A 19,298-nucleotide genomic window follows, 5' to 3' on the forward strand; every position below is an offset into this window, starting at 1 on the left:
CTATGCCGCCTCGACAAAAAAGGCGTCGAAGAACGCATCGGTGATCTGGCTCACCGTCGTCCGTTCCACGTGGCGCAGGTCCTTGCGGTAACCTTCGAAGAAGCCCAGCGCGCCGACGAGCTCGTAGGATGGCAGATAGAAGACGTTTTCACGCTCGCGCGCGGCGCGCCCGAGAACCGCCCGCAGAATGGATTTTCCTTCGATGCTCGCTGTCATTACATCCGTATTCTGGAAGGTCCGCGCAAGAGGAACCGGTGAGACCGACATAACGATCGGCGCATCGGGCTTGCGCGCCCGGATGAGGTCGACGATGGCGAGCACATTATCGAGATTCTCTTCAAAACTGCTGACATGCAGCTCCGTTTCATCCGCCCCGCCGCCACCCCCATAAGAGGGCTTCTGGCAGACGACTTTGCCGCTTTTGCGGTTGATGAAGACCTCGGTCATGCCGAAGGTGAAAAGAAACGCGGTGGCGGTCTGAAAACCGCGGGCCGTTTCGGCGTTGATGGCATCGATGACGGCGGTGAGGTTTTCGGGGTCGGCAGCTCGAATGACCCTTTTATAGGGGTCCTGATAGACGCCCCCCTCCCACGGCACGCGATATTCGGCGCTGCGTTTCGTCAGCCAATAATCACCGGCATCCTGCCGCCAAAGGCCGAGCGCCTGCTCAAGCTGCAGGCGAACACTGAAAGTGTTGTAGTAGCTGAGATGATCGTTCTTCAACTCCGGTGCGGATACATCATTTTCCGCAAAGGCCACATCCTTGTAGTGCGGCACACATTCAATGCGCTTTCCGGTCAGCGCTTTACGGATTTCCTCGGCAAAGCAGCTGCCCATTGCGAAAAACACATCGTTCTTCGTGAAGATCGGCCGGCGCTGAATGGTAATCTTGCGCTGATCGGCAAACTGGCCGAACCGGGCATTGGCCCGCTCAGTCGCGACGAGATTGAAGGTCGGCCGTATGATCGAGGCAGCCGCAACCCGGCACCGCCGCGCCAGCCGCTTCATCACTGCCCCGATATTATTCATCCCTATGGCCTCATAAGGGATTCCGCGCACGCTTCACTGTCTCAAGGAGATGCCCGGCCAGCAAGGAGATTCCGCGAAGCCGGCCAAGCCTGTGAGTTTCTTTCTTTGAACAGCGGCACGAGGCGTGTACGAAAGCCGGTGCCCCGCCCAAGCGATGCGGATTCTAAAGGAGAATCCGGCGCGTCCGCCGACGAGTTCATCCGAGATGATCGATCCCTCGAACACGCTACTGTGTATTTTCTCCTATAATATGGGGCCTGCGCTCAGGACGTGTCTCCAGTCGATCCGCGATATGTGCGCGGGGTTTTCCGTTGTCGTCATCGACGATGACAGCCGGGATGCCGAAACACTCAAGGTCATTTCTGAGTACGAGGACATGTTCGTTGAGGTTTTTCGTTCCACCGACCACAAGCAGGGCCGGCGGCACGGCAACTTATACGTCAATATTCAACGCATGTATGAATATGCACATACGGCTGGCTGGACCTATCTGTTCATGATCCAGGATGACATGCAGTTCGTGCGACCGTTTTCAAACGATATTCGGAAGCAGTACTCGAGGCTTTTCGAAGACAACCCTAGCCTTATCCAAATCGATCCAAGATTCCTTCGCCGTGGCGGTAATTATGAAGTGCTGCCGGAGCAGCGCGCCTATCGCTACAACGCGACAACATCCTATGCCGATGCCGGCATCACAAATATTGAGCGATTGAAGGCTTTGAAGTGGAGTTTCCAGGAGGGCGAACGCAACAATGCGCGCGCGCTAACTGCATTGGGTTGCCAGCGCGTGTTTCCATTCAGCACAATTATGGCACAGGTGCCGTTTCCGACGGTCTTTCGTCGCGGCAAACGAAAGCGATCGCTGATATTACTGCATCGCGGTCATTACCGTTTTCAGTATATGACAGAGGCGGAAATAGCAGTGATGGATTCACGGCCGGCGGAAGAGCGGCCCTATTTCAGGACATTTCTGAAACCCGCGAATATGCGGCTTAGCCGCATTGTCTACGCGTTGCGCAAAGACTCCAAAATTCACAACTGACCGTCTTTCGATCCTGAGGCTTGAACCGCAGAGGCTGCAGGCGCGACATATGAAGGCTGGGGTTGCGTAAAGGACGGTGAAATCAGACGCTTGCCCTCGGGCATGTGATCGCGCGGCCAATCCGGCCCGGCTAATATCTGTGAGGGAATCCTTCCGATGATCTACGCCTTCGAGAACGCGCAAAAGATGAACTGCAATCATAGGATGCAATCCTCGGTCTCCGCGTCCCCGCCGCACCTTCAGCGCTGCTGATTATTTCGTTATTACATCCGATCGACATGAAAGCGCCCTGGGCATCCGACCGACCGCTGCGTCGCCGAGCGATTAAGATCGCTGCGCTCGCGCTCGGGCCCCGATGGTCGCACACCCACAACTGGACACCGTTTCTGGAACTCCGGAAGGCCGACGGCAGAGAGCCCGGCACAATCGTCTATCGGGGCCGCAAGGTCGGACGGTTCATCCCGGCCGACCGGCTGAAGGATAAGGCCGGTGCGGCTGCGATCCAGATCATCGGATCGGGCCCCTCGGTGCTGATGATGGATTTGTCGGCCATCGCTCCGGGCTCGGCAATCCTTCTGAACGGCGCGCTCGAGCTGATCGGCTCGCAGATCGAAAGGCCGCTTGCGGTCATTATCGAAGACGAGCGGTTCATCTGGCGGCATTTCGCGAAGTTTCGGGCAAAGGTGCCCCCCGGCGTGCCCTGCATCCTGTCGGTCGGTGTCATCCGCGCCATCTGCGAGATCGATGCCGCCTGGTTCACAGAACGCGAGATCGTTCTGATCGACGATATAAGAAAGCCCTATCACGCCCCGAAGCCCAAGCTCGGCGACCTCAAGACGAGATCGCATGTGGCGATGAGCCATGACGGCGATGCCGGCATTTCTCTTGCGCCTGATCTTGGCGTGTTCCAGGGCGGATCGGTTGTGATCTCGGCTTTGCAATTTGCCATCCACTGCCGCCCGAAATCGATCGGGCTGATCGGCATCGATATTTCGAACGCCAACGAACCGCGGTTTTATGAAGGCAATGGAAGCCGAGCGCCCTCCGGGCTTAAGCGGGCGGAGGGACGCATCCTGTCGCATCTTCTGCTCGGCCGAACCATCTGCGCGTCCAACGAGATCGAACTCCTCAATCATTCGCCGACATCCGTGCTAAACAGGCACGATTTCGCCTACGACAACCGGTTCGAAAAGCGCAAGACCTGATGAGGCTTTTCAAAAAACCTCCCTATACAAAGCAGATCGCGATCAAGCCGCCCGAGCCGGCGCCGGACCGCGCCGGGGTGGCGATTGCCGCAACCGTTCGCAATGAGGGTAGTTACATCACCGAATGGCTGGCTTATCACCGCGCCGTCGGCATTCGCCATTTCATCATCTATGACGACGGCTCGACGGACGAGACGGTCAGCGAGATCAAACGCACGCTTCCCGCGGACAGCTTCACCATCATCCCCTGGTCGCTGCGCACCGTCGATGTCAGCTCGTATCAGATCCTGAACAGCCAGGCGATCGCGTTTTCGCATGCCATTTTAAACTTCGGCCGGCATTACCGCTGGATGGCCTTTATCGATGCCGACGAGTTTCTACTGCCGAAATCCGGCAAGACCGTCGAGGAAGCGCTTTTACGCGTGAACGGCTTTCCGAACGTCTCGCTGCCCTGGCACATGTTCGGGACCAGCAATCACGACAGGCGCCCGCCCGGGCCGATCCTTGAGAACTATACGATGCGCGGCGCGGACCCGCTCAGCCGCAAAAAGAACGCCAGCAACTTCAAATGCGTCGTCGATCCATGCGAAGTGACGGAAGTCTCGATCCATCATTTCAAAACGCGTCTGCACGGCGAGAACACCTGCAACGATGTCGGCTATGTCACGACGCGCAAGGGCCGCAAGAGCCCGGCCTTCTATTCGAGCGGCGCTTTGCAGCTGAACCACTATTATTCGAAATCGAAGGAAGAGCTGGAGGCCAAACTGGCGCGCGGACCCGCCTCCCCGGCCTCGCGCCTGCGCTATGAAACGCGGGTGCGGACGGCCATGGCGAGCATCGAGTCCGACATGGTGGAGGACGGCCAGATGATCGCTTTCCTCAACCGCAACGGGATCAAACTCTGATCTGGTTTCGATAGTTCAGGCAATGGTTTAACCGGTAATCCAAGCCCCTTCGAATCACCCATAAACTCCAGCGTAACCTTGTCTTTTAGACAGATCGTAACGGCGCGCTGCTACATGTTTGGGCGCTATCAAGCCTAGGGGGCTTATCTCCGATGACCTCTTCTTCCCTTGCTCCGCTGGTCTCCACCCTGCGGCAAAAACGAGATGCGCGTCCGCAAGACGTTCTCGCTCTGCGCCTTGCGGTGTTCGACGACGCGACCGTATCGCAAACCGACGCCGAAGCGCTCATGGCTCTCGATGAATGCATGTCCCAGCCCTGCCCCGAATGGCGGGCTTTTTTTGTGGAAGCGCTCACCGATTTCATCGTCCAGCAGGAACAGCCGCGCGGCTACGTCGACAGCGCCAACGCCCGCTGGCTGATGAACCGCATCACGCGCGACGCCACGGTGAAGCCCAACGAACTCGAACTTCTCGTCCGTGTGATGGAAACCGCCGTGTCGGTACCGCCGGAACTGCACAAGTTCACGCTGAAACAGGTTCGCCACGCCGTTCTCTTTGGCGACAGCCGCAACACCGTGACCGAGCACGAAGTGGAAATCCTGCGCCGCACGCTTTTCGCCTCGGCCGGCGAAGGCAGCATCGCCATCACCCGCGATGAGGCCGAAATCCTGTTCGACATCGCCAATGCGACGAAGGACAGCGACAATGCCGCGAGCTGGGCGGACTTCTTCGCCAAAGCCGTCGCCAATCTTCTGATGGCGGCGAAGGGCTATACCGCGCCGAGCCGCGAAATCGCGCTGCGCCGCGGCCGCTGGCTGAACGACCAGAGCGTCGATCCGATGTCGTTTACGGCGCGCGTCCTCGCCTCGCTCTCGAACGGACTGCTCGCCAATTACAGCCTGCCCGACAATACGCCGTCCGCCGACACCAGCGGCCATGAGATCATCACCGCCTCCGAAGCCGAATGGCTCTCGGCCCAGGTGAAGAAAGACGGCATGCTGTCGGAAATCGAGAAGATCATGCTGGAGCGCATCCGCACCGAGGCGTCGAACCTGCATCCGACGCTGCAGCCGCTCTTCGAATGGGCGGCGTAAGAACGCCGCTTTTCGCAGCTGCACGACAACAAATCCCGGAAGCGGTGTGCTCCCGGGATTTTTCTTTAAGCCGCAGGCGCTGGCGCCGCGGTCTCGATGCGATACGGCGTCGGCAGATCGAAGACGGTACGCATCGCCCGATCGACATCCTTCGGATAGAAGGGCTTCTTCAGGAAGATTTCGACGCGCTGATTGCCGAAGCGGCGCAGCACGTTTTCTTCCGGCTCACTCGAATTGACGACGACGCGCACATTCGGATTTTTCGAACGCAGGCGCGCCAGCGTCTGCGGGCCGTCAATATCGGGCATGTTCATGTCGAGAAAAACGACGTCGTAGCGGCCCTTGTCGCAGAGATCGACGGCCTGCATGCCGGTGCCGGCTTCGTCCATCGTCACGCGGAAGATCGACTGATCGATGATCTTTGAAATGACGCGGCGCACCGTCGCCGAGTCGTCGACGAGAAGCGCCCGTACGGGCTGCACCAGCCGCTCATAGGTTTTGAAGATCGCAATGAGGTCGCCGCCCGGAAACGGCTTGGCGAGGAAGTCGTAGGCTTCGAGTTTGCGCGCAATCTCGACGATCTCGGATTTCGGCTGTCCGGACATCAGCACGACGAAGGTCTGGTTGCCCTGCTGACGCGCACGGCACAGCGCTTCGATGCCGGTCATGCCGGGCATATGGACGTCGAGAAACGCCATATCGAAACGCTGCTCTCCGAGCAGCTTCAGACAGACTTCTCCGTCCTCGGCTTCGATCACCTCGACGGGCGATGGCCAATGTTTCGCAAACTCGATGAAGAGTTTTCGGACGGTGGCTGAATCGTCGGCCACCAATACGCGAATTGCAGTTGCGCTCACATTCACGGCAGTCCCCCCGGACGCGGCCAGAGACCAGGGAAACTACGTAGGGAGACTTAAATCTTAGTTTATCTAATATCCGAAAGTATAACACGTCTGAATTGTGATAGGAGTTCTACCTGGCCGATATCTGTTTCGAAGTCCGCGGCAGCGTGCAGGGCGTGGGCTATCGCGCCTGGCTGCAGCGCGAGGCACGCAAACGCGGCCTCAAGGGCTGGGTGCGCAATCGCCGGGACGGCCGGGTCGAGGGCCTGCTCTGCGGCCCCCGCGCGGACATTGAAGGCATGCTGCTTCTGATCCGGCGCGGGCCCCCTGCCGCGTCCGTCGATCATGTCTGTCGGCGCCCGGCGACCGAAGAAGAACTCGCGCTCGGCAATGGCGGGTTTTCGGTGCTGCGCGACGCTTAAGGCAGGGCCAGTTCGAGCGGGGCGCCCTCTTCCTGCCGGACATCGCCGAAGACATCCCGGAAGGCCGTCAGAAGCGCCGCATCCACCTCATCCATCGAAACCGGGTGCCCGAGATCGACGAGGCTGGTCACGCCCGGCCCCTGCACGCCGCAGGGCACGATGCCTCCGTAATGGCCGAGATCCGGCTCCACATTGAGACTGATGCCGTGAAAGCTCACCCAGCGCCGCACCCGCACGCCGAGGGCGGCGATCTTGTCCTCGGCACCCAGGCCCTTGTCCGGCCGGCGGACCCAGACACCGACCCGGCCGTCGCGCAATTCCCCCTCGATCCCGAAAGGAATCAGCGCCCGGATGAGCCATTCTTCGAGGGCTGCCACAAAGGCCCGGACATCGGGCCTGCGGCGTTTAAGGTCGAGCAGCACATAGGCTACCCGCTGGCCAGGGCCGTGATAGGTGAACTGGCCGCCCCGCCCCGTTTTAAAGACGGGGAGCCGGGCGGCATCCAGAAGGTCCTCCTCGCGGGCGCTGGTGCCCGCCGTGTAGAGCGGAGGGTGTTCCAGCAGCCAGACCAGCTCATCCGCACGGCCCTCGGCTATGGCCTCTGCGCGGGCCTCCATGGCCGCAACTGCCGCCTCATAAGGGATAAGCCCTGGGCTGACCCGCCATTCCACGGGGGCCGCCGGGCCCGAAGGACCGAAGGGTTTCAGGCTGTTAAGCATGGATTAACCATAACCGTGCTGACCTTGGGCCGTCCCCGGTGGGACCGCGTTTAAGGGATTCCATGGCAAGTCTAGACGACATCCGCCTCGATATATCGGTCACGCTCGGCGAGACCACTATGCCCGTCCACCAGCTTCTGCGCATGGGCCGCGGCGCGGTGATCGAGCTGGATGCGACCGAGGACGACGAGGTCACGATCATGGCCAATTCCATGCCGATCGCCCGCGGCGCCATCGTCGTCATCGGCAACCGGATCGCCGTCGAGGTCAAGCAGATCCTCAAGCGTGCGACCGACTCGCGCTAGGCCCCGGATCAGGCCCGATCGGGCTTGTACCACCCACTTCGATTTGTTACAGACGCGCCGCGCCGGGTTTCGACCCGGCTTTCTTTTCGCGGTCGTGGCGGAATTGGTAGACGCGCAGCGTTGAGGTCGCTGTGGGGCAACCCGTGGAAGTTCGAGTCTTCTCGACCGCACCATAATCACAGTGCTGTAAAAAACATCGGCGGCCTCGGCCGCCGTTTGTATTTTTACGTTTGGACTCAGGCCAAAAAGTGCACAATTGAGCTCACCGAAGGCGTTCATCGGCCGTTCAAGCAGGAACGGCTAATCCGACTGACTACCCTGCAATTTCGTGAGGTCTCATGCTCCGCACCGTGACAGTTCTTGCTGCCCTTCTCGCCCTTCCCACCGCCGCGCTGGCCGACCGTGCCGAAGCGGACGCCTGCGCGAAGAATCTCAGCGGAGAATCCCTGAAGACCTACCGCGCCGGCGTCGGCATGGTGGAAGCCAGCTCAACCCTTGAGCAGGCCGTGCGCGCCCATCTTGAGCCGCTTTATAACGCCGGCAAGATCACCGAAGCCGAAGGCCGCAAGATCGGCGAAGAAGCCGCCAAGTGCATGCGGCTGGTACATCGCAAGTAATCATCCGGCATGTCCGGCTTAAAACTCCCGGATACCTGCAGGTATCCGGGAGTTTTCGTTTTCCGGAACCTTCCGCCGTGGAATATGCTTTCGTTACGCACCACGGGAGGGACTTTCATGATCCGCAGTCTGACCGCTTTGTCTCTTATGGCCCTCACGACGCCGGCTTTCGCCGATCGGGCGGAAGCCGATCTGTGCGCCAAAAATCTCACCGAGCCCGCGATCAGCGTCTACAATTTCGGCATCAGCAAAGTCGAAGCCAAATCGACCCTCGAACAGGCCGTGCGGCCCTATCTGGAGCCGCTGGTGCAGTCGAACAAAATGACCGAACAGGATGCCCGCAAGCACGGGCGCGCGGCGGCCGAATGTCTGCGGCTGGTGCACCGCAAGGAACAGCTACCGCCGCAGTAAATCGATGACACGGGCGGCGGCCTGCATTTCCGCAAAGCGGCCCGCGCGCCGCTCCGCCGCCTCATCATCCTCGCCCCACAATTCGGCATTCCAGTCTTCGTCGACATGCGCGGCCGCCCAGGCCTCGTCGACGGTGAGCCGCTTTTCAATCAAAGCCACGGTCAGAAGCGCCGAACCGGTCAGCGTCGTGACGACGCTCGCCGCGGCGAGGCGGAATATATCGAGCCGCTCCAGCACCGCGGAGATCGCTTCAAGCGATGACGCGGGCTGTTCGACGAAGACAATGCCTTCCGCAAGCACAAAACGCGCACCGAGCGTCTCATGCGCCCAATCGAGCACCGGATCCCATTTCGCGCGCTGATTTTCGACGAGACGCTCCGGCGCCTCGGCGCGATAGCAGAGGAGATCGGACGCCGCATATTTCACGATCTCGGCGCGCACCGCATCGGCTTCCCTGGCAACGCCGTCGATCGCCGAATTGACAAGACGCGTCAGCGGCATTTTTGCCGGGTCGATCACATCGATCTGCGCATTCCATTCCTCGGCGAGAGCGAGCGCGAGTTTTTCTCCGGGAACAGAGACGATGTTCCTTGCCGGCGTACGCACGGAGCGGCCATCCAGCAGAACGCCGTAGCCGCCCTCCTGCTTTGCAGCCTCGGCGCTTTTGTAGAAGCGCTTGGGGAGTTCGGGACGCATCAGGCGCTGCGCGCGCTGCATCGGGCCTTCGGTTTCGCTCATCGCGCGGCCTCTTCCAGAAAATGCGCTTCGAGGGCGCGGTCGAGCTCATCGAAATGCGACAGCACGATCTGTGCGCCCGCGGCCGCCAGCGCCTCATTCGGGTGATAGCCCCAGCCGACGCCGATGGCGCGCGCACCGGCGGCCCGCGCCATTTCCATATCGAAGGTCGTGTCGCCGATCACGGTCGCGCGCTGCGGCAGAACGCCGGTCTCGGCGATGGCGGCCGAGACCATTCCCGGATTGGGCTTGGATGGATGATCGTCGGCGGTCTGGATCGTCGCGAAGCGGCCATGCAGATTGTGAAGGTCCATGATCGCATTGACGCCGCGGCGAGATTTGCCGGTGGCGATGCCGAGCACGACGTCCTCGCGCCCCGACAGCCGGTCGAGCGCCGCAAGCGCGCCGGGAAATAGCGGCTCGTGATGCTCCTCGCTCTGCCTCAGATCGAAAAAGGCGGCCTTATAAGCTTCCGTGAGCGGGCCCGCGAGCGCATCCGCCTCTTCCTTCACCAGCGCCCGCATCGCGGTTTCCAGCGACAGGCCGACAATCGACAGAACCTCGGCGCGCGAGGGAGCTGCCAGGCCATGGGCGGCGAACGCGCGATCCATGGCAGTGACGATCATGTTCTGGCTGTCGATGAGCGTGCCGTCGACGTCGAAAATAACGAGATTCACGTGGGGGCCTTTCCGGGCCTTCATTTAGTCGTTTGCGCCCTCCCCGCCAATGGCCGCAACAGCGCATGCCTAAGACCGGAAAAGGCCCGCCGGATCGCCCCGGCGGGCCCCTGATACCGTCGGCTTTGAGCCGCTCAGCGGTGCAGGTCGAAACGGTCGAGGTTCATCACCTTGGTCCAGGCGGCGACGAAATCGCGGACGAACTTCTCCTTCGAATCCGCACAGGCATAGACTTCGGCGAAGGCGCGAAGCTGCGAGTGTGAGCCGAAAATGAGATCGACGCGGGTCGCCGTCCACTTCACCGCTTTGCTCTTGCGGTCGCGGCCTTCATAGATCTCGCCCGCCTTCGTCCACACCGTGCTCATATCGAGCAGGTTGAGGAAGAAGTCGTTGGTCAGCGCGCCCGGCTTCTTGGTGAACACACCATGCTTGCTGTCGCCGGTATTGGCGCCGAGCACGCGCAGACCGCCGAGAAGCACCGTCAGCTCCGGCGCCGTCAGCTTCAGAAGCTGCGCCCGGTCGACCATCGCTTCTTCATCCTGCAGGAACTGGATCTTCTTGCTGTTCACATAATTGCGGAACGCATCGGCACGCGGCTCGAGCGGCGCAAAGGACGCGGCATCCGTCTGCTCCTGCGAGGCGTCCATACGGCCCGGGGTGAACGGCACCGCGATATTGACGCCGCCGTCCTTGGCCGCCTTCTCGACCACCGCGACGCCGCCGAGGACGATTACATCGGCCAGCGACAGGCGCTTGTCATTGCCCTTCTGCTTGCCGCTGAATTCCTTGCGGATCGCTTCCAGCTTTTCCAGCACCTTTTTGAGCTGGGCCGGTTCATTGGCCTCCCAGTCCTTTTGCGGCGCAAGGCGGATGCGCGCGCCATTGGCGCCGCCGCGCTTGTCGGAATTGCGGAAAGTCGAGGCCGAGGCCCAGGCGGTGGAAACGAGCTGCGCGACCGTCAGACCGGACGTGAGGATCTGCGCCTTCAGATCGGCGATGTCCTGATGGCTGACGACCTCATGATTGAGTTTCGGGATCGGATCCTGCCAGGCCAGATCTTCCTTCGGCACGAGCGGGCCGAGATAGCGGGCTTTCGGCCCCATATCGCGATGCGTGAGCTTGAACCAGGCGCGCGCGAACGCGTCGTTGAACTGATCCGGATTTTCGTAGAAGCGGCGTGAGATTTTCTCGTATTCCGGATCGAAGCGCAGCGACAGATCCGTCGTCAGCATTGTCGGTACGCGCTTCTTCTTCGGATCGAAGGGATCGGGGATGTTCGCCTCGGCGCCCTTCGCTGTCCACTGCTTGGCGCCGGCCGGGCTCGTCGTCAGCTCCCACTCATATTTGAAGAGGTTTTCGAAGAAGAGATTGTTCCACTTCGTCGGCGTCTGCGTCCAGATGACTTCCGGACCGCCGGTGATCGTATCTGCGCCGATGCCGGTGCCGAATGTGCTGGTCCAGCCGAGACCCTGCTGTTCGACGGCACCCGCTTCCGGATCGACGCCGACAAAGGACGGATCGCCCGCGCCATGCGTCTTGCCGAGCGTGTGGCCGCCGGCGATCAGCGCAACGGTCTCCTCATCGTTCATCGCCATGCGGAAAAACGTGCTGCGAATATCACGCGCCGCAGCGATGGGATCGGGATTGCCGTTCGGACCTTCCGGATTGACATAGATGAGGCCCATCTGCACCGCACCGAGCGGTTCGGAGAGTTCGCGCTCGCCGCTATAGCGCTCATCGCCGAGCCAGGTGCCTTCGGGGCCCCAATAAAGCTCCTCCGGTTCCCACACATCGGTGCGGCCGCCGGCGAAGCCGAAGGTTTTGAAACCCGCGGATTCAAGCGCGACATTGCCGGCGAGGATCATGAGATCGGCCCAGGAAATCTTCTTGCCGTATTTCTGCTTGATCGGCCACAACAGGCGGCGCGCCTTGTCGAGATTGGCGTTGTCCGGCCAGGAATTCAGCGGCGCAAAGCGCTGCTGTCCGGCGCCCGCGCCGCCGCGGCCGTCGGTGATGCGGTATGTACCGGCGCTGTGCCAGGCCATGCGGATCATCAGGCCGCAATAATTGCCGAAATCGGCCGGCCACCAGTCCTGCGAATCCGTCATCAGGGCGGTGAGGTCTTTCACCACCGCTTTCAGATCGAGGCTCTTGAACTCTTCGGCATAATCGAATGCCTTGCCCATCGGATCGGACAGATCCGAATTCCGGTGCAGCCCCTGCAGATCGAGCATTTCGGGCCACCAGTCGCGGTTTCCGCGGCCGCGCGGCGCAGGCTTGGGGGCATCTCCCGAAAACGGGCATTTGGCGTCGGTGGTCACGGCGTTTCCCTTCGGTGGCTTGGACGAATTGGCGGTCAAAATGCCCTCGCCAAGGGATAAGCTCAAATCAGTTTGAATGGCTTCTAAGATAAGATATTCTTATCGTATCATGCTGTCGTTGCGAAACCTCCGCTATTTCCAAACACTCGCCCGGATGGGCCATTTCGGCCGCGCCGCCGATGCCTGCTCCGTGACCCAGCCGGCGCTGTCCATGCAGATCCGCGAGCTGGAGACCCATCTCGGCACAAAGCTGTTCGAACGGGTGCGCGACGGCGCGCGGCTCACCGAGGCCGGCCGTGAGGCCCTCGGCCATGCCGACCGCATTCTCGGGGCCGTTGCCGATCTCGAGGCTCAGGCGCGCTCCACGCACGGGCTCCTGAGCGGGCCGTTCCGGCTTGGCGTCATTCCCTCGGTCGCGCCTTATCTGTTGCCGCGCCTCCTCCCAGCCGTCATGGAGCGCGTTCCGAATGCGCGGCTGACCCTTCGGGAAACTCTGACGGCGACGCTGGTCGAAGAACTTCTCGCCGGCGATCTCGATGCGATCATCGCAAGCCTTCCGCTCGACCGTCCCGATCTCACCGAGCGCCCGCTCTTTGACGATCCCTTCATGCTGGCCGTCGCCGCCAAAGGCGCATTCGCGACTGCCGATGCGGCGAGCCAGGACATGCTGTCGAGCCCCGATCTTCTTTTGCTGGAGGACGGACACTGTTTCCGCGATCAGGCGCTGGAAGTGTGCCGCACGCTCGATGCGGGACGGCTGCGCAGCTATGGCGCAACGAGCCTGTCGACGCTGGTGCAGCTCGTCGCTAATGGACAGGGCATCACGCTTTTGCCGAAACTCTTCGTCACCGCCGAAGCCAAGGCCAATCCGCGCGTGAAACTTCTGCACTTCCCCGATCCCGAACCCGCGCGCACCATTGGATTGGCATGGCGGCGATCGGCCAGCATTGAGCGGGATGTGGATGAGATCGAAGCGGCGGTGCGGGCCGCGCTCGCAGAATAATCGAAGCTTAGTCGTTCGGCGCTTCGAGGATCGGATCGCCGGTCTTGGCGTCGAAGCCAAACAGGCTGAACGCTTCTTTGAAGTGCTCCGGCAGCGGCGCCGTCACATCGATCGTGCCGCCTTTCGGATGCGGCAGCGTGATGCGCCGCGCCAGAAGAAGCAGCTTTTTCGGCATATCGACCGACATATCTTCCGGCAGCCCGCCATAACGCTCTTCCGGGCCGCCGCTATATTTCGGATCGCCGAGAATGGCGTGGCCGATATGCGCAAGATGGGCGCGCAGCTGGTGCGTACGTCCGGTCACCGGTTTCAGCGACAGCCAAGCGGCGCTTTTGCCGGCCTTCTCGACCACCGCGTAATAAGTGATGGCGTGGCTGGCTTCCGGATCGCCATGCTGGGCGACGCGCATCTTCTCGTTTCCGGCAGCGCCGTCCTTTGCCAGATAGGTCGAGATGCGGCCCTGATGCGGTTCGGGCACGCCCGGCACCACCGCCCAATAAATCTTCCGCGCCGAGCGCGAATTGAACGTACGGCCGAGCGCCGACGCCGCTTTGCGGTTTTTGGCGATGACGAGACAGCCCGCGGTGTCGCGGTCGAGGCGGTGGACGAGTTTCGGCCGATCGCCGTCGGGACCGGCCATTGCCTGCAGCATGCCGTCGATATGGCGTTTGGTGCCCGAGCCGCCCTGCACGGCCAAACCATGCGGCTTGTTGATCACCATGACATCCTTGTCTTCCCACAGGACAAGGCTTCGGAGGTACGCCGCATCGTCGGCGCTGGCGGCTTTCTTGGGCGATAGCGCGCCCGGCTTGCCCGCCTCGCCGAGCGGCGGCACGCGCACGCTCTGACCGGCCTCGACCCGCATCTGCGGCTTGGCGCGTGCGCCATCGACCCGCACCTGGCCGGTGCGCAAAATCTTCTGCAGCTGGCCGAAGCCGAGCGCCGGATAGCGGGCCTTCAGGAAGCGATCGAGGCGGAGGCCGTCTTCGCTATCCTTGACCGTAACGATCTCAACGGACATGGGCCTGACTTAAGCGAAGGCGCGGCCAATAGCGAGCCCGACGGCCACCCCGCCGATGGCCAGCACTACGGAAGCCACGACGTAAAACAGGGCGGCTGTATGCGCCCCCCGCTCCCAGAGAACCACCGCGTCGAGCGAATAGGCCGAGAAGGTGGTGAAACCGCCCAGAATGCCGGTCGCCAGAAACAGCCTCAAATGCTCCGAAGTGCCCTGCGTCCGGGACGCCAGCCAGGCGGTGAGAAGGCCCATGGCCAGCCCGCCGATGACGTTGACGCCGAACGTGCCCCAGGGAAACCCGATGCCGAAGAGGCGTGCCGCAGCAAGATTGAACAGATGGCGGGCCGCAGCGCCGAGGCCGCCGCCGATAAAGACCAGAACCAGAGCCTGCATGGGAGTTCGCCCCGTCAGAGGACCCCGAAATAGCCCAGCGCGCCGGCTGCCGCCAGCGGCAAAAGCGGGTGCACCTTGGTCAAGGTCGTGAGAATGGCGGTCGCGATGGTGACGAGGATGAGCAAGACGCTCCCGCGCGAGACGGTAGCCACAAGGATGTAGGCGCTCGAAGCAACGAGAGCGAGCGTGACCGGGATCATCCCGGCCTGAACGGCCTTGCGCCATTTGGCTTCGCGAAACCGCGTCCAGGCGCGCGCGATGAAATAGGTCATCGTCGCGCTCGGCAGAACGATGGCGGCCATCGAGACAAAACCGCCGAGCATGCCGGCAACATGCCAGCCGATGAGCGTGACGACCATAAGGTTCGGCCCGGGCGCCGCCTGCGAAATTGCGTAAAGGCGGACGAACTCCTCATCCGACATCCACTGATGCACCTCGACGGCGAGGCGATGCATTTCCGGGAAGGTCGAATTGATGCCGCCGATCGAGATCAGCGACAGCGGCGCGAACATCGCAATCAGTTTGCCGAGATCGCTGTTCATTGGACGCGCCGCCATGCGTAGAGAATGGTGATCGGCGCCATCACGAGCACGCTTGCAATCAGCGGCATCCGGAAGACGCCGACGGCGACAAAGCCCGCGACCGCAAACAGAAGCGGCACGATCTCCTCGCGCATGGCCAGCGCCATCTTCACCGTCAGCGCAACGACAAGGCCGCTCGCCGCGGCGCTGACGCCGGTCAGCATGCCGCCAATGCCGGGGATCTCCTTGAACTCGACATAGAGCGAAGCCAGGCCGATGACGACGAAGAACGGTCCGATCAGCATGCCCGAGACGGCAGCGATCGAGCCGAGCGCGCCGCGATATTTACTGCCGATGACGACGCCGAAATTGACGATATTGCCGCCCGGCAGGAACTGGCACAGAGACAGCGCTTCGTTGAACTCTTTTGGCGTGAGCCAGCCGCGCTTTTCAACCACCATCCAGCGCGCCCACGGAAGGACGCCGCCAAACCCCATGATCGAAATTCCGAAGAAGGCCAGAAACAGCGCGCCGAGCCCGGGGTTCGGTGCGGGGGACTCAGGTGAGGGCTGCTGCATACCCCTGCATACCAGAGGCTTAAAATCCCGCAAGACTCGGGGCTATTCGCGCTCGCGCCGAAGCCTCGCCCAATAGTCTAGTCTCTTGCGGATTTCGCGCTCGAAGCCGCGCTCGACCGGCTCATAGAAGACCGGCCTTTCCATCTCGTCCGGGAAATAGCTCTGGCCGGAAAATCCGTCCGGCGCGTCGTGATCGTAGGCGTAGCCCTTGCCGTAGCCCTCATCCTTCATGAGACGCGTCGGCGCGTTGAGGATGTGCTTGGGAGGCACAAGCGAGCCGTGTTCCTGGGCGGCTCTGCGCGCCGCGTTATAGGCCATATAGGCGGCGTTCGATTTCGGCGCCGTCGCGAGATAGACGCAGGCCTGAGCCAGCGCGAGTTCGCCCTCGGGCGTGCCGAGCTGTTCATAGGCATCGCGCGCCGAAATGCAGATCGTCAGCGCCTGCGGATCGGCCATGCCGATATCCTCCGACGCCATGCGGATCAGTCGCCGTGCCAGATAGAGCGGATCTTCGCCCGCATCCAGCATGCGCGACAGATAATAGAGCGCGGCATCGACATCGGACCCGCGCACCGATTTGTGCAGCGCCGAAATCAGATTGTAATGACCGTCCTGCGATTTGTCGTAGATCGGCGCGCGCCGCTGCACGATGTCCTGCACAGCCGTGAGATCGAACACCTCTCCTTCGCGCGCCGCACGCCAGAGCTCTTCGGCAAGCGTCAGCGAAGCACGGCCATCGCCATCCGCCATGCGCACCAAAGATGCGCGCGCCTCCTCATCCAGCGGCAGCTTTTTGCCTTCGATTTCTTCGGCGCGCGTCAGGAGATTGCCGATGGCCTCATCGTCGAGCGATTTGAACACCATCACGCGCGCACGCGACAAAAGCGCGGCGTTCAGCGCAAAGCTCGGATTTTCCGTCGTCGCACCAACGAGCGTTATCGTGCCGTCTTCCATGAACGGAAGAAAAGCATCCTGCTGCGCGCGGTTGAAACGATGGATCTCGTCGACGAACAGTAGAGTGCCCTGCCCCGTTTGCCTTCTGCCGCGCGCGGTTTCGAAAATCTTCTTGAGATCGGCAACGCCGGAAAAGATCGCCGAGATGGGTTCGAAATAAAGATCTGTTTCATTGGCGAGAAGACGGGCGACCGTCGTCTTGCCGGTGCCGGGCGGGCCCCAGAAAATCAAAGAGCCGATGCTGTCCGAACCGAGAAGACGCGCCAGCGCGCCGCCCTCGGCGACGAGATGATCCTGACCGACAACCTCGCTCAGCTTTTGCGGCCGCAGCCTATCGGCCAGCGGACGCGGCGCCGACCGGTCGAGGCCCGCGGCCTCAAAGAGCGTGGATTGGCCCTTGGCTGCCATCAGAACCGGAACATGCGTGTCACGACCTGCCCACCGCGCTGGATCGTAACTTTCCAGAGCTTCTCGCTCGCTTCGCTTGCCGAAGCGAGTGTGTTCACGCTGTCGATCTTCTGATCGTTCAGCATCAAAACGCGATCGCCTTTTTCCAAGCCGACCCGATCTGCGACCGAGCCGTTTTCGATATCGAGGATGAGAACGCCGGAGAGCGATCCGTCGAGCCCGATCTCCTGCGCAACGGCGGGAGACACATTGACGACCTTCGCACCGGAGAAAGGTCCCTTGCCGCCGATGAGGCGCTCATCGCGCGGCACGGTTTCGGGCGCCGAATCCACCGGCAGATTGAGCGTCGTTTCTTTGCCCTGCCGCAGGATATGCAGCACCGCTTTCGATCCGATGGGACGTATGGTGACCTGATAGGTCAACGCCGTCGGATCTTCGACCGGCTTGTCTTCGACGGCGGTCACGATATCGCCGGGCTTCAGACCCGCGCGGGCGGCGGGCGAATCCTTGTCGACTTCGGCGACAAGCGCACCGAACGGCCGGTCGAGCCCCATGCTCTCGGCGATCTCGCGCGTGACCGCCTGCAGATCGGCGCCGATCCACGGCCGGCGGACGACCTTGTCGCCATTGCGCGCCGCAGCCAGCACAAGCTTGACGATGGAGGCCGGCACCGCAAAGCCGATGCCGTCCGAGCCGCCGGTCTTGGTATAGATCAGCGTGTTGATGCCCAGAAGATTGCCCTTCATGTCGATCAGCGCGCCGCCGGAATTTCCCTGATTGATCGCAGCGTCCGTCTGTAGGTACACGGCCTGCTCGCCGCCTTTCTTCTGGATGCGGCGGATGGCCGAGACGATGCCTTGCGACACCGACTGGCCCAGGCCGTACGGATTGCCGATGGCCAGCACGATATCGCCGACCTCGACCCCGTCACCGTTGACGAGCGGCACGACCGGGAACTTGCCCTTGCCATCGCGCACTTTCAGCACCGCGATATCGGATACGGGATCGGTGAGCACGACATCGACATCGAACTCGCGCTGATCCACCAGAGAGATGCGCACATCCGTCATGCCCTGGATGACGTGATTGTTGGTGACGACGATGCCCTCTTCGCCGACGAGAACGCCTGAACCGAGAGATCTTTGAAGCCGCTCGCGCGGCATGTTCATCTGCCCGCCGAAAAATTCCTGAAAGAGCGGATCATCGAAGGGAAAGCCGCGCGGCCGCTGCGCGACGACGCGCGAGGCATAGACGTTCACGACCGCCGGAGTGACCTGTTTAACGAGCGGCGAATAGGACAGCTGGATTTCGGCCTGGCTGGCCGGCACCGTTCGCTGCTGGGCCGCAGCCGGGATACACAGAAGAGCCGTCGCCACAACCAAAGCGGAACAGACACGCATTCTCATGCTTGAAAACCTCATGAACCTCAGCCCGTCGGGGACCGACTTATAGGCGCGCGGCACAGGGGATTGAAGCCGTTCTGATCCCCTTGCCGCTATGCTAGGAATTGCGCCCCACCCCTCGGAGTCTATCCCCGTGACCTGGATTCTTCTCGGCATTATCGCCGCCTTCGTCCTTTTCGGCATCGTCATCTACAACCGGCTGGTCTCGCTCCGGCAGGTGACCAATCAGGCCTGGTCGGATGTCGATGTGCAGCTGAAGCAGCGCTACGATCTTATTCCCAATCTGGTCGAAACCGTGAAGGGCTATGCCAAGCACGAGAAAGAGACGCTCGATGCGGTGATCAAGGCGCGCAACGCCGCCGTTTCGGCCTCCGGCCCTGCCGAACAGGCGGCGGCGGAAAACGTGCTCTCAGGCGCCCTCCGCCAGATCTTTGCGCTCGCCGAAAGCTATCCGGACCTCAAGGCCAATACGAACTTCCTGCAGCTGCAGACCGAGCTGTCCGACATCGAAAACAAGATCGCCGCCTCCCGCCGTTTCTTCAACAACGCGGTCCAGGAATACAACGCGGCGGCCGAACAGTTTCCGGCGGTTCTGTTCGCCCGCTCCCTCGGTTTCCAGCCGCGCACCTTCTTCGAAGTGCCGGAGGCCGAGCGCGCGGCCATTCAGGCCGCGCCGAAAGTCGGCTTCTGAGCGGA

The 19,298-nt window shown here is 61.8% G+C and carries 22 protein-coding genes and 1 tRNA gene; 11 read left to right on the top strand and 12 right to left on the bottom strand.

From position 1 onward, the window contains the following. Entirely contained in the window at positions 1–1,029 is a 1,029-nt protein-coding gene (locus tag IZ6_RS09505; protein ID WP_222874827.1) for a GSCFA domain-containing protein, read from the bottom strand. A 205-nt stretch (positions 1,030–1,234) separates the two neighbouring features. Between IZ6_RS09505 and IZ6_RS09510 the strand changes: the two genes are divergently transcribed. The 4 genes from IZ6_RS09510 to IZ6_RS09525 all read left to right on the top strand — a co-directional run bounded on the left by IZ6_RS09510 (position 1,235) and on the right by IZ6_RS09525 (position 5,275). Continuing rightward, positions 1,235–2,071, top strand: coding sequence for a glycosyltransferase (locus IZ6_RS09510; protein WP_222874828.1), 837 nt, complete (start codon positions 1,235–1,237; stop codon positions 2,069–2,071). A gap of 278 nt (positions 2,072–2,349) precedes the next feature. Next, positions 2,350–3,276 (top strand): glycosyl transferase, encoded by a 927-nt coding sequence (locus IZ6_RS09515; RefSeq protein WP_222874829.1) that lies wholly within the window; start codon positions 2,350–2,352, stop codon positions 3,274–3,276. Then, on the top strand, positions 3,273–4,181 hold the full coding sequence (locus tag IZ6_RS09520) for a glycosyltransferase family 92 protein (RefSeq protein ID WP_420825582.1): 909 nt from the start codon (positions 3,273–3,275) through the stop codon (positions 4,179–4,181). Before IZ6_RS09515 ends, IZ6_RS09520 begins: the two co-directional genes overlap by 4 nt. Before the next feature lie 152 nt (positions 4,182–4,333). After that, positions 4,334–5,275: a hypothetical protein gene (locus IZ6_RS09525; RefSeq protein ID WP_222874831.1), complete on the top strand. Its 942-nt coding sequence runs from the start codon at positions 4,334–4,336 to the stop codon at positions 5,273–5,275. 65 nt (positions 5,276–5,340) lie between these two features. Here the strand turns inward: IZ6_RS09525 and IZ6_RS09530 are convergent, their stop codons facing one another. After that, positions 5,341–6,132: a response regulator gene (locus IZ6_RS09530; protein ID WP_222874832.1), complete on the bottom strand. Its 792-nt coding sequence runs from the start codon at positions 6,130–6,132 to the stop codon at positions 5,341–5,343. 152 nt (positions 6,133–6,284) lie between these two features. On the opposite strand from IZ6_RS09530, the gene IZ6_RS09535 reads away from it, so the two are divergent. Beyond that, positions 6,285–6,539 carry an acylphosphatase gene (locus IZ6_RS09535; RefSeq protein WP_420825545.1) on the top strand — a complete coding sequence of 85 codons (255 nt, stop codon included), beginning with the start codon at positions 6,285–6,287 and terminating at the stop codon, positions 6,537–6,539. On the opposite strand, the gene lipB is transcribed toward IZ6_RS09535, so the two are convergent. Further along, a complete protein-coding gene (gene lipB / locus IZ6_RS09540; RefSeq protein WP_222874833.1) occupies positions 6,536–7,258 on the bottom strand; it encodes a lipoyl(octanoyl) transferase LipB in 723 nt (240 codons plus the stop codon). The two genes, IZ6_RS09535 and lipB, sit on opposite strands and share 4 nt — an antisense overlap. A gap of 62 nt (positions 7,259–7,320) precedes the next feature. Between lipB and IZ6_RS09545 the strand changes: the two genes are divergently transcribed. The 4 genes from IZ6_RS09545 to IZ6_RS09560 all read left to right on the top strand — a co-directional run bounded on the left by IZ6_RS09545 (position 7,321) and on the right by IZ6_RS09560 (position 8,591). Further along, positions 7,321–7,563: a FliM/FliN family flagellar motor switch protein gene (locus tag IZ6_RS09545; protein ID WP_222874834.1), complete on the top strand. Its 243-nt coding sequence runs from the start codon at positions 7,321–7,323 to the stop codon at positions 7,561–7,563. 88 nt (positions 7,564–7,651) lie between these two features. Continuing rightward, positions 7,652–7,736, top strand: a tRNA-Leu gene (locus tag IZ6_RS09550). Between the two features lie 165 nt (positions 7,737–7,901). Continuing rightward, positions 7,902–8,180, top strand: a complete 279-nt coding sequence (locus tag IZ6_RS09555) for a hypothetical protein (RefSeq protein ID WP_222874835.1) — start codon at positions 7,902–7,904, stop codon at positions 8,178–8,180. A gap of 117 nt (positions 8,181–8,297) precedes the next feature. Continuing rightward, positions 8,298–8,591, top strand: a complete 294-nt coding sequence (locus IZ6_RS09560; RefSeq protein WP_222874836.1) for a hypothetical protein — start codon at positions 8,298–8,300, stop codon at positions 8,589–8,591. Here the strand turns inward: IZ6_RS09560 and IZ6_RS09565 are convergent. From IZ6_RS09565 to katG, 3 genes are all read right to left on the bottom strand, one after another. Further along, positions 8,577–9,329 (bottom strand): ATP12 family chaperone protein, encoded by a 753-nt coding sequence (locus tag IZ6_RS09565; RefSeq protein ID WP_225873884.1) that lies wholly within the window; start codon positions 9,327–9,329, stop codon positions 8,577–8,579. The two genes, IZ6_RS09560 and IZ6_RS09565, sit on opposite strands and share 15 nt — an antisense overlap. Beyond that, positions 9,326–10,003, bottom strand: coding sequence for an HAD-IA family hydrolase (locus IZ6_RS09570; protein ID WP_222874837.1), 678 nt, complete (start codon positions 10,001–10,003; stop codon positions 9,326–9,328). Before IZ6_RS09570 ends, IZ6_RS09565 begins: the two co-directional genes overlap by 4 nt. Before the next feature lie 134 nt (positions 10,004–10,137). Next, a complete protein-coding gene (katG, locus tag IZ6_RS09575; RefSeq protein ID WP_222874838.1) occupies positions 10,138–12,324 on the bottom strand; it encodes a catalase/peroxidase HPI in 2,187 nt (728 codons plus the stop codon). A gap of 109 nt (positions 12,325–12,433) precedes the next feature. On the opposite strand from katG, the gene IZ6_RS09580 reads away from it, so the two are divergent. Beyond that, positions 12,434–13,327, top strand: a complete 894-nt coding sequence (locus IZ6_RS09580; RefSeq protein WP_222874839.1) for a hydrogen peroxide-inducible genes activator — start codon at positions 12,434–12,436, stop codon at positions 13,325–13,327. A gap of 7 nt (positions 13,328–13,334) precedes the next feature. Here IZ6_RS09580 and IZ6_RS09585 read toward each other — a convergent pair whose 3' ends face one another. The 6 genes from IZ6_RS09585 to IZ6_RS09610 are packed head-to-tail and all read right to left on the bottom strand — an operon-like array spanning position 13,335 to position 18,599. Further along, the gene (locus IZ6_RS09585; RefSeq protein ID WP_222874840.1) at positions 13,335–14,348 is read right to left on the bottom strand and encodes an RluA family pseudouridine synthase; all 1,014 of its coding nucleotides are present in this window, start codon (positions 14,346–14,348) and stop codon (positions 13,335–13,337) included. Between the two features lie 9 nt (positions 14,349–14,357). Further along, a complete protein-coding gene (gene crcB / locus IZ6_RS09590) occupies positions 14,358–14,738 on the bottom strand; it encodes a fluoride efflux transporter CrcB (protein ID WP_222874841.1) in 381 nt (126 codons plus the stop codon). Positions 14,739–14,752: 14 nt separating this feature from the next. Then, positions 14,753–15,280: a chromate transporter gene (locus IZ6_RS09595; protein ID WP_222874842.1), complete on the bottom strand. Its 528-nt coding sequence runs from the start codon at positions 15,278–15,280 to the stop codon at positions 14,753–14,755. Further along, the gene (locus IZ6_RS09600) at positions 15,277–15,837 is read right to left on the bottom strand and encodes a chromate transporter (protein ID WP_222874843.1); all 561 of its coding nucleotides are present in this window, start codon (positions 15,835–15,837) and stop codon (positions 15,277–15,279) included. Before IZ6_RS09600 ends, IZ6_RS09595 begins: the two co-directional genes overlap by 4 nt. 42 nt (positions 15,838–15,879) lie before the next feature. Continuing rightward, on the bottom strand, positions 15,880–17,199 hold the full coding sequence (locus IZ6_RS09605; protein ID WP_222874844.1) for a replication-associated recombination protein A: 1,320 nt from the start codon (positions 17,197–17,199) through the stop codon (positions 15,880–15,882). Continuing rightward, the gene (locus IZ6_RS09610; protein ID WP_225873885.1) at positions 17,199–18,599 is read right to left on the bottom strand and encodes a Do family serine endopeptidase; all 1,401 of its coding nucleotides are present in this window, start codon (positions 18,597–18,599) and stop codon (positions 17,199–17,201) included. Before IZ6_RS09610 ends, IZ6_RS09605 begins: the two co-directional genes overlap by 1 nt. Positions 18,600–18,696: 97 nt before the next feature. Here IZ6_RS09610 and IZ6_RS09615 point away from each other — a divergent pair, with 97 nt between their 5' ends. Continuing rightward, on the top strand, positions 18,697–19,293 hold the full coding sequence (locus IZ6_RS09615; RefSeq protein ID WP_222874846.1) for a LemA family protein: 597 nt from the start codon (positions 18,697–18,699) through the stop codon (positions 19,291–19,293). The last annotated feature ends 5 nt before the right edge of the window (positions 19,294–19,298 follow it).

The sequence above is a fragment of the Terrihabitans soli genome, assembly GCF_014191545.1.
GTDB lineage: Bacteria > Pseudomonadota > Alphaproteobacteria > Rhizobiales > Methylopilaceae > Flaviflagellibacter > Flaviflagellibacter soli.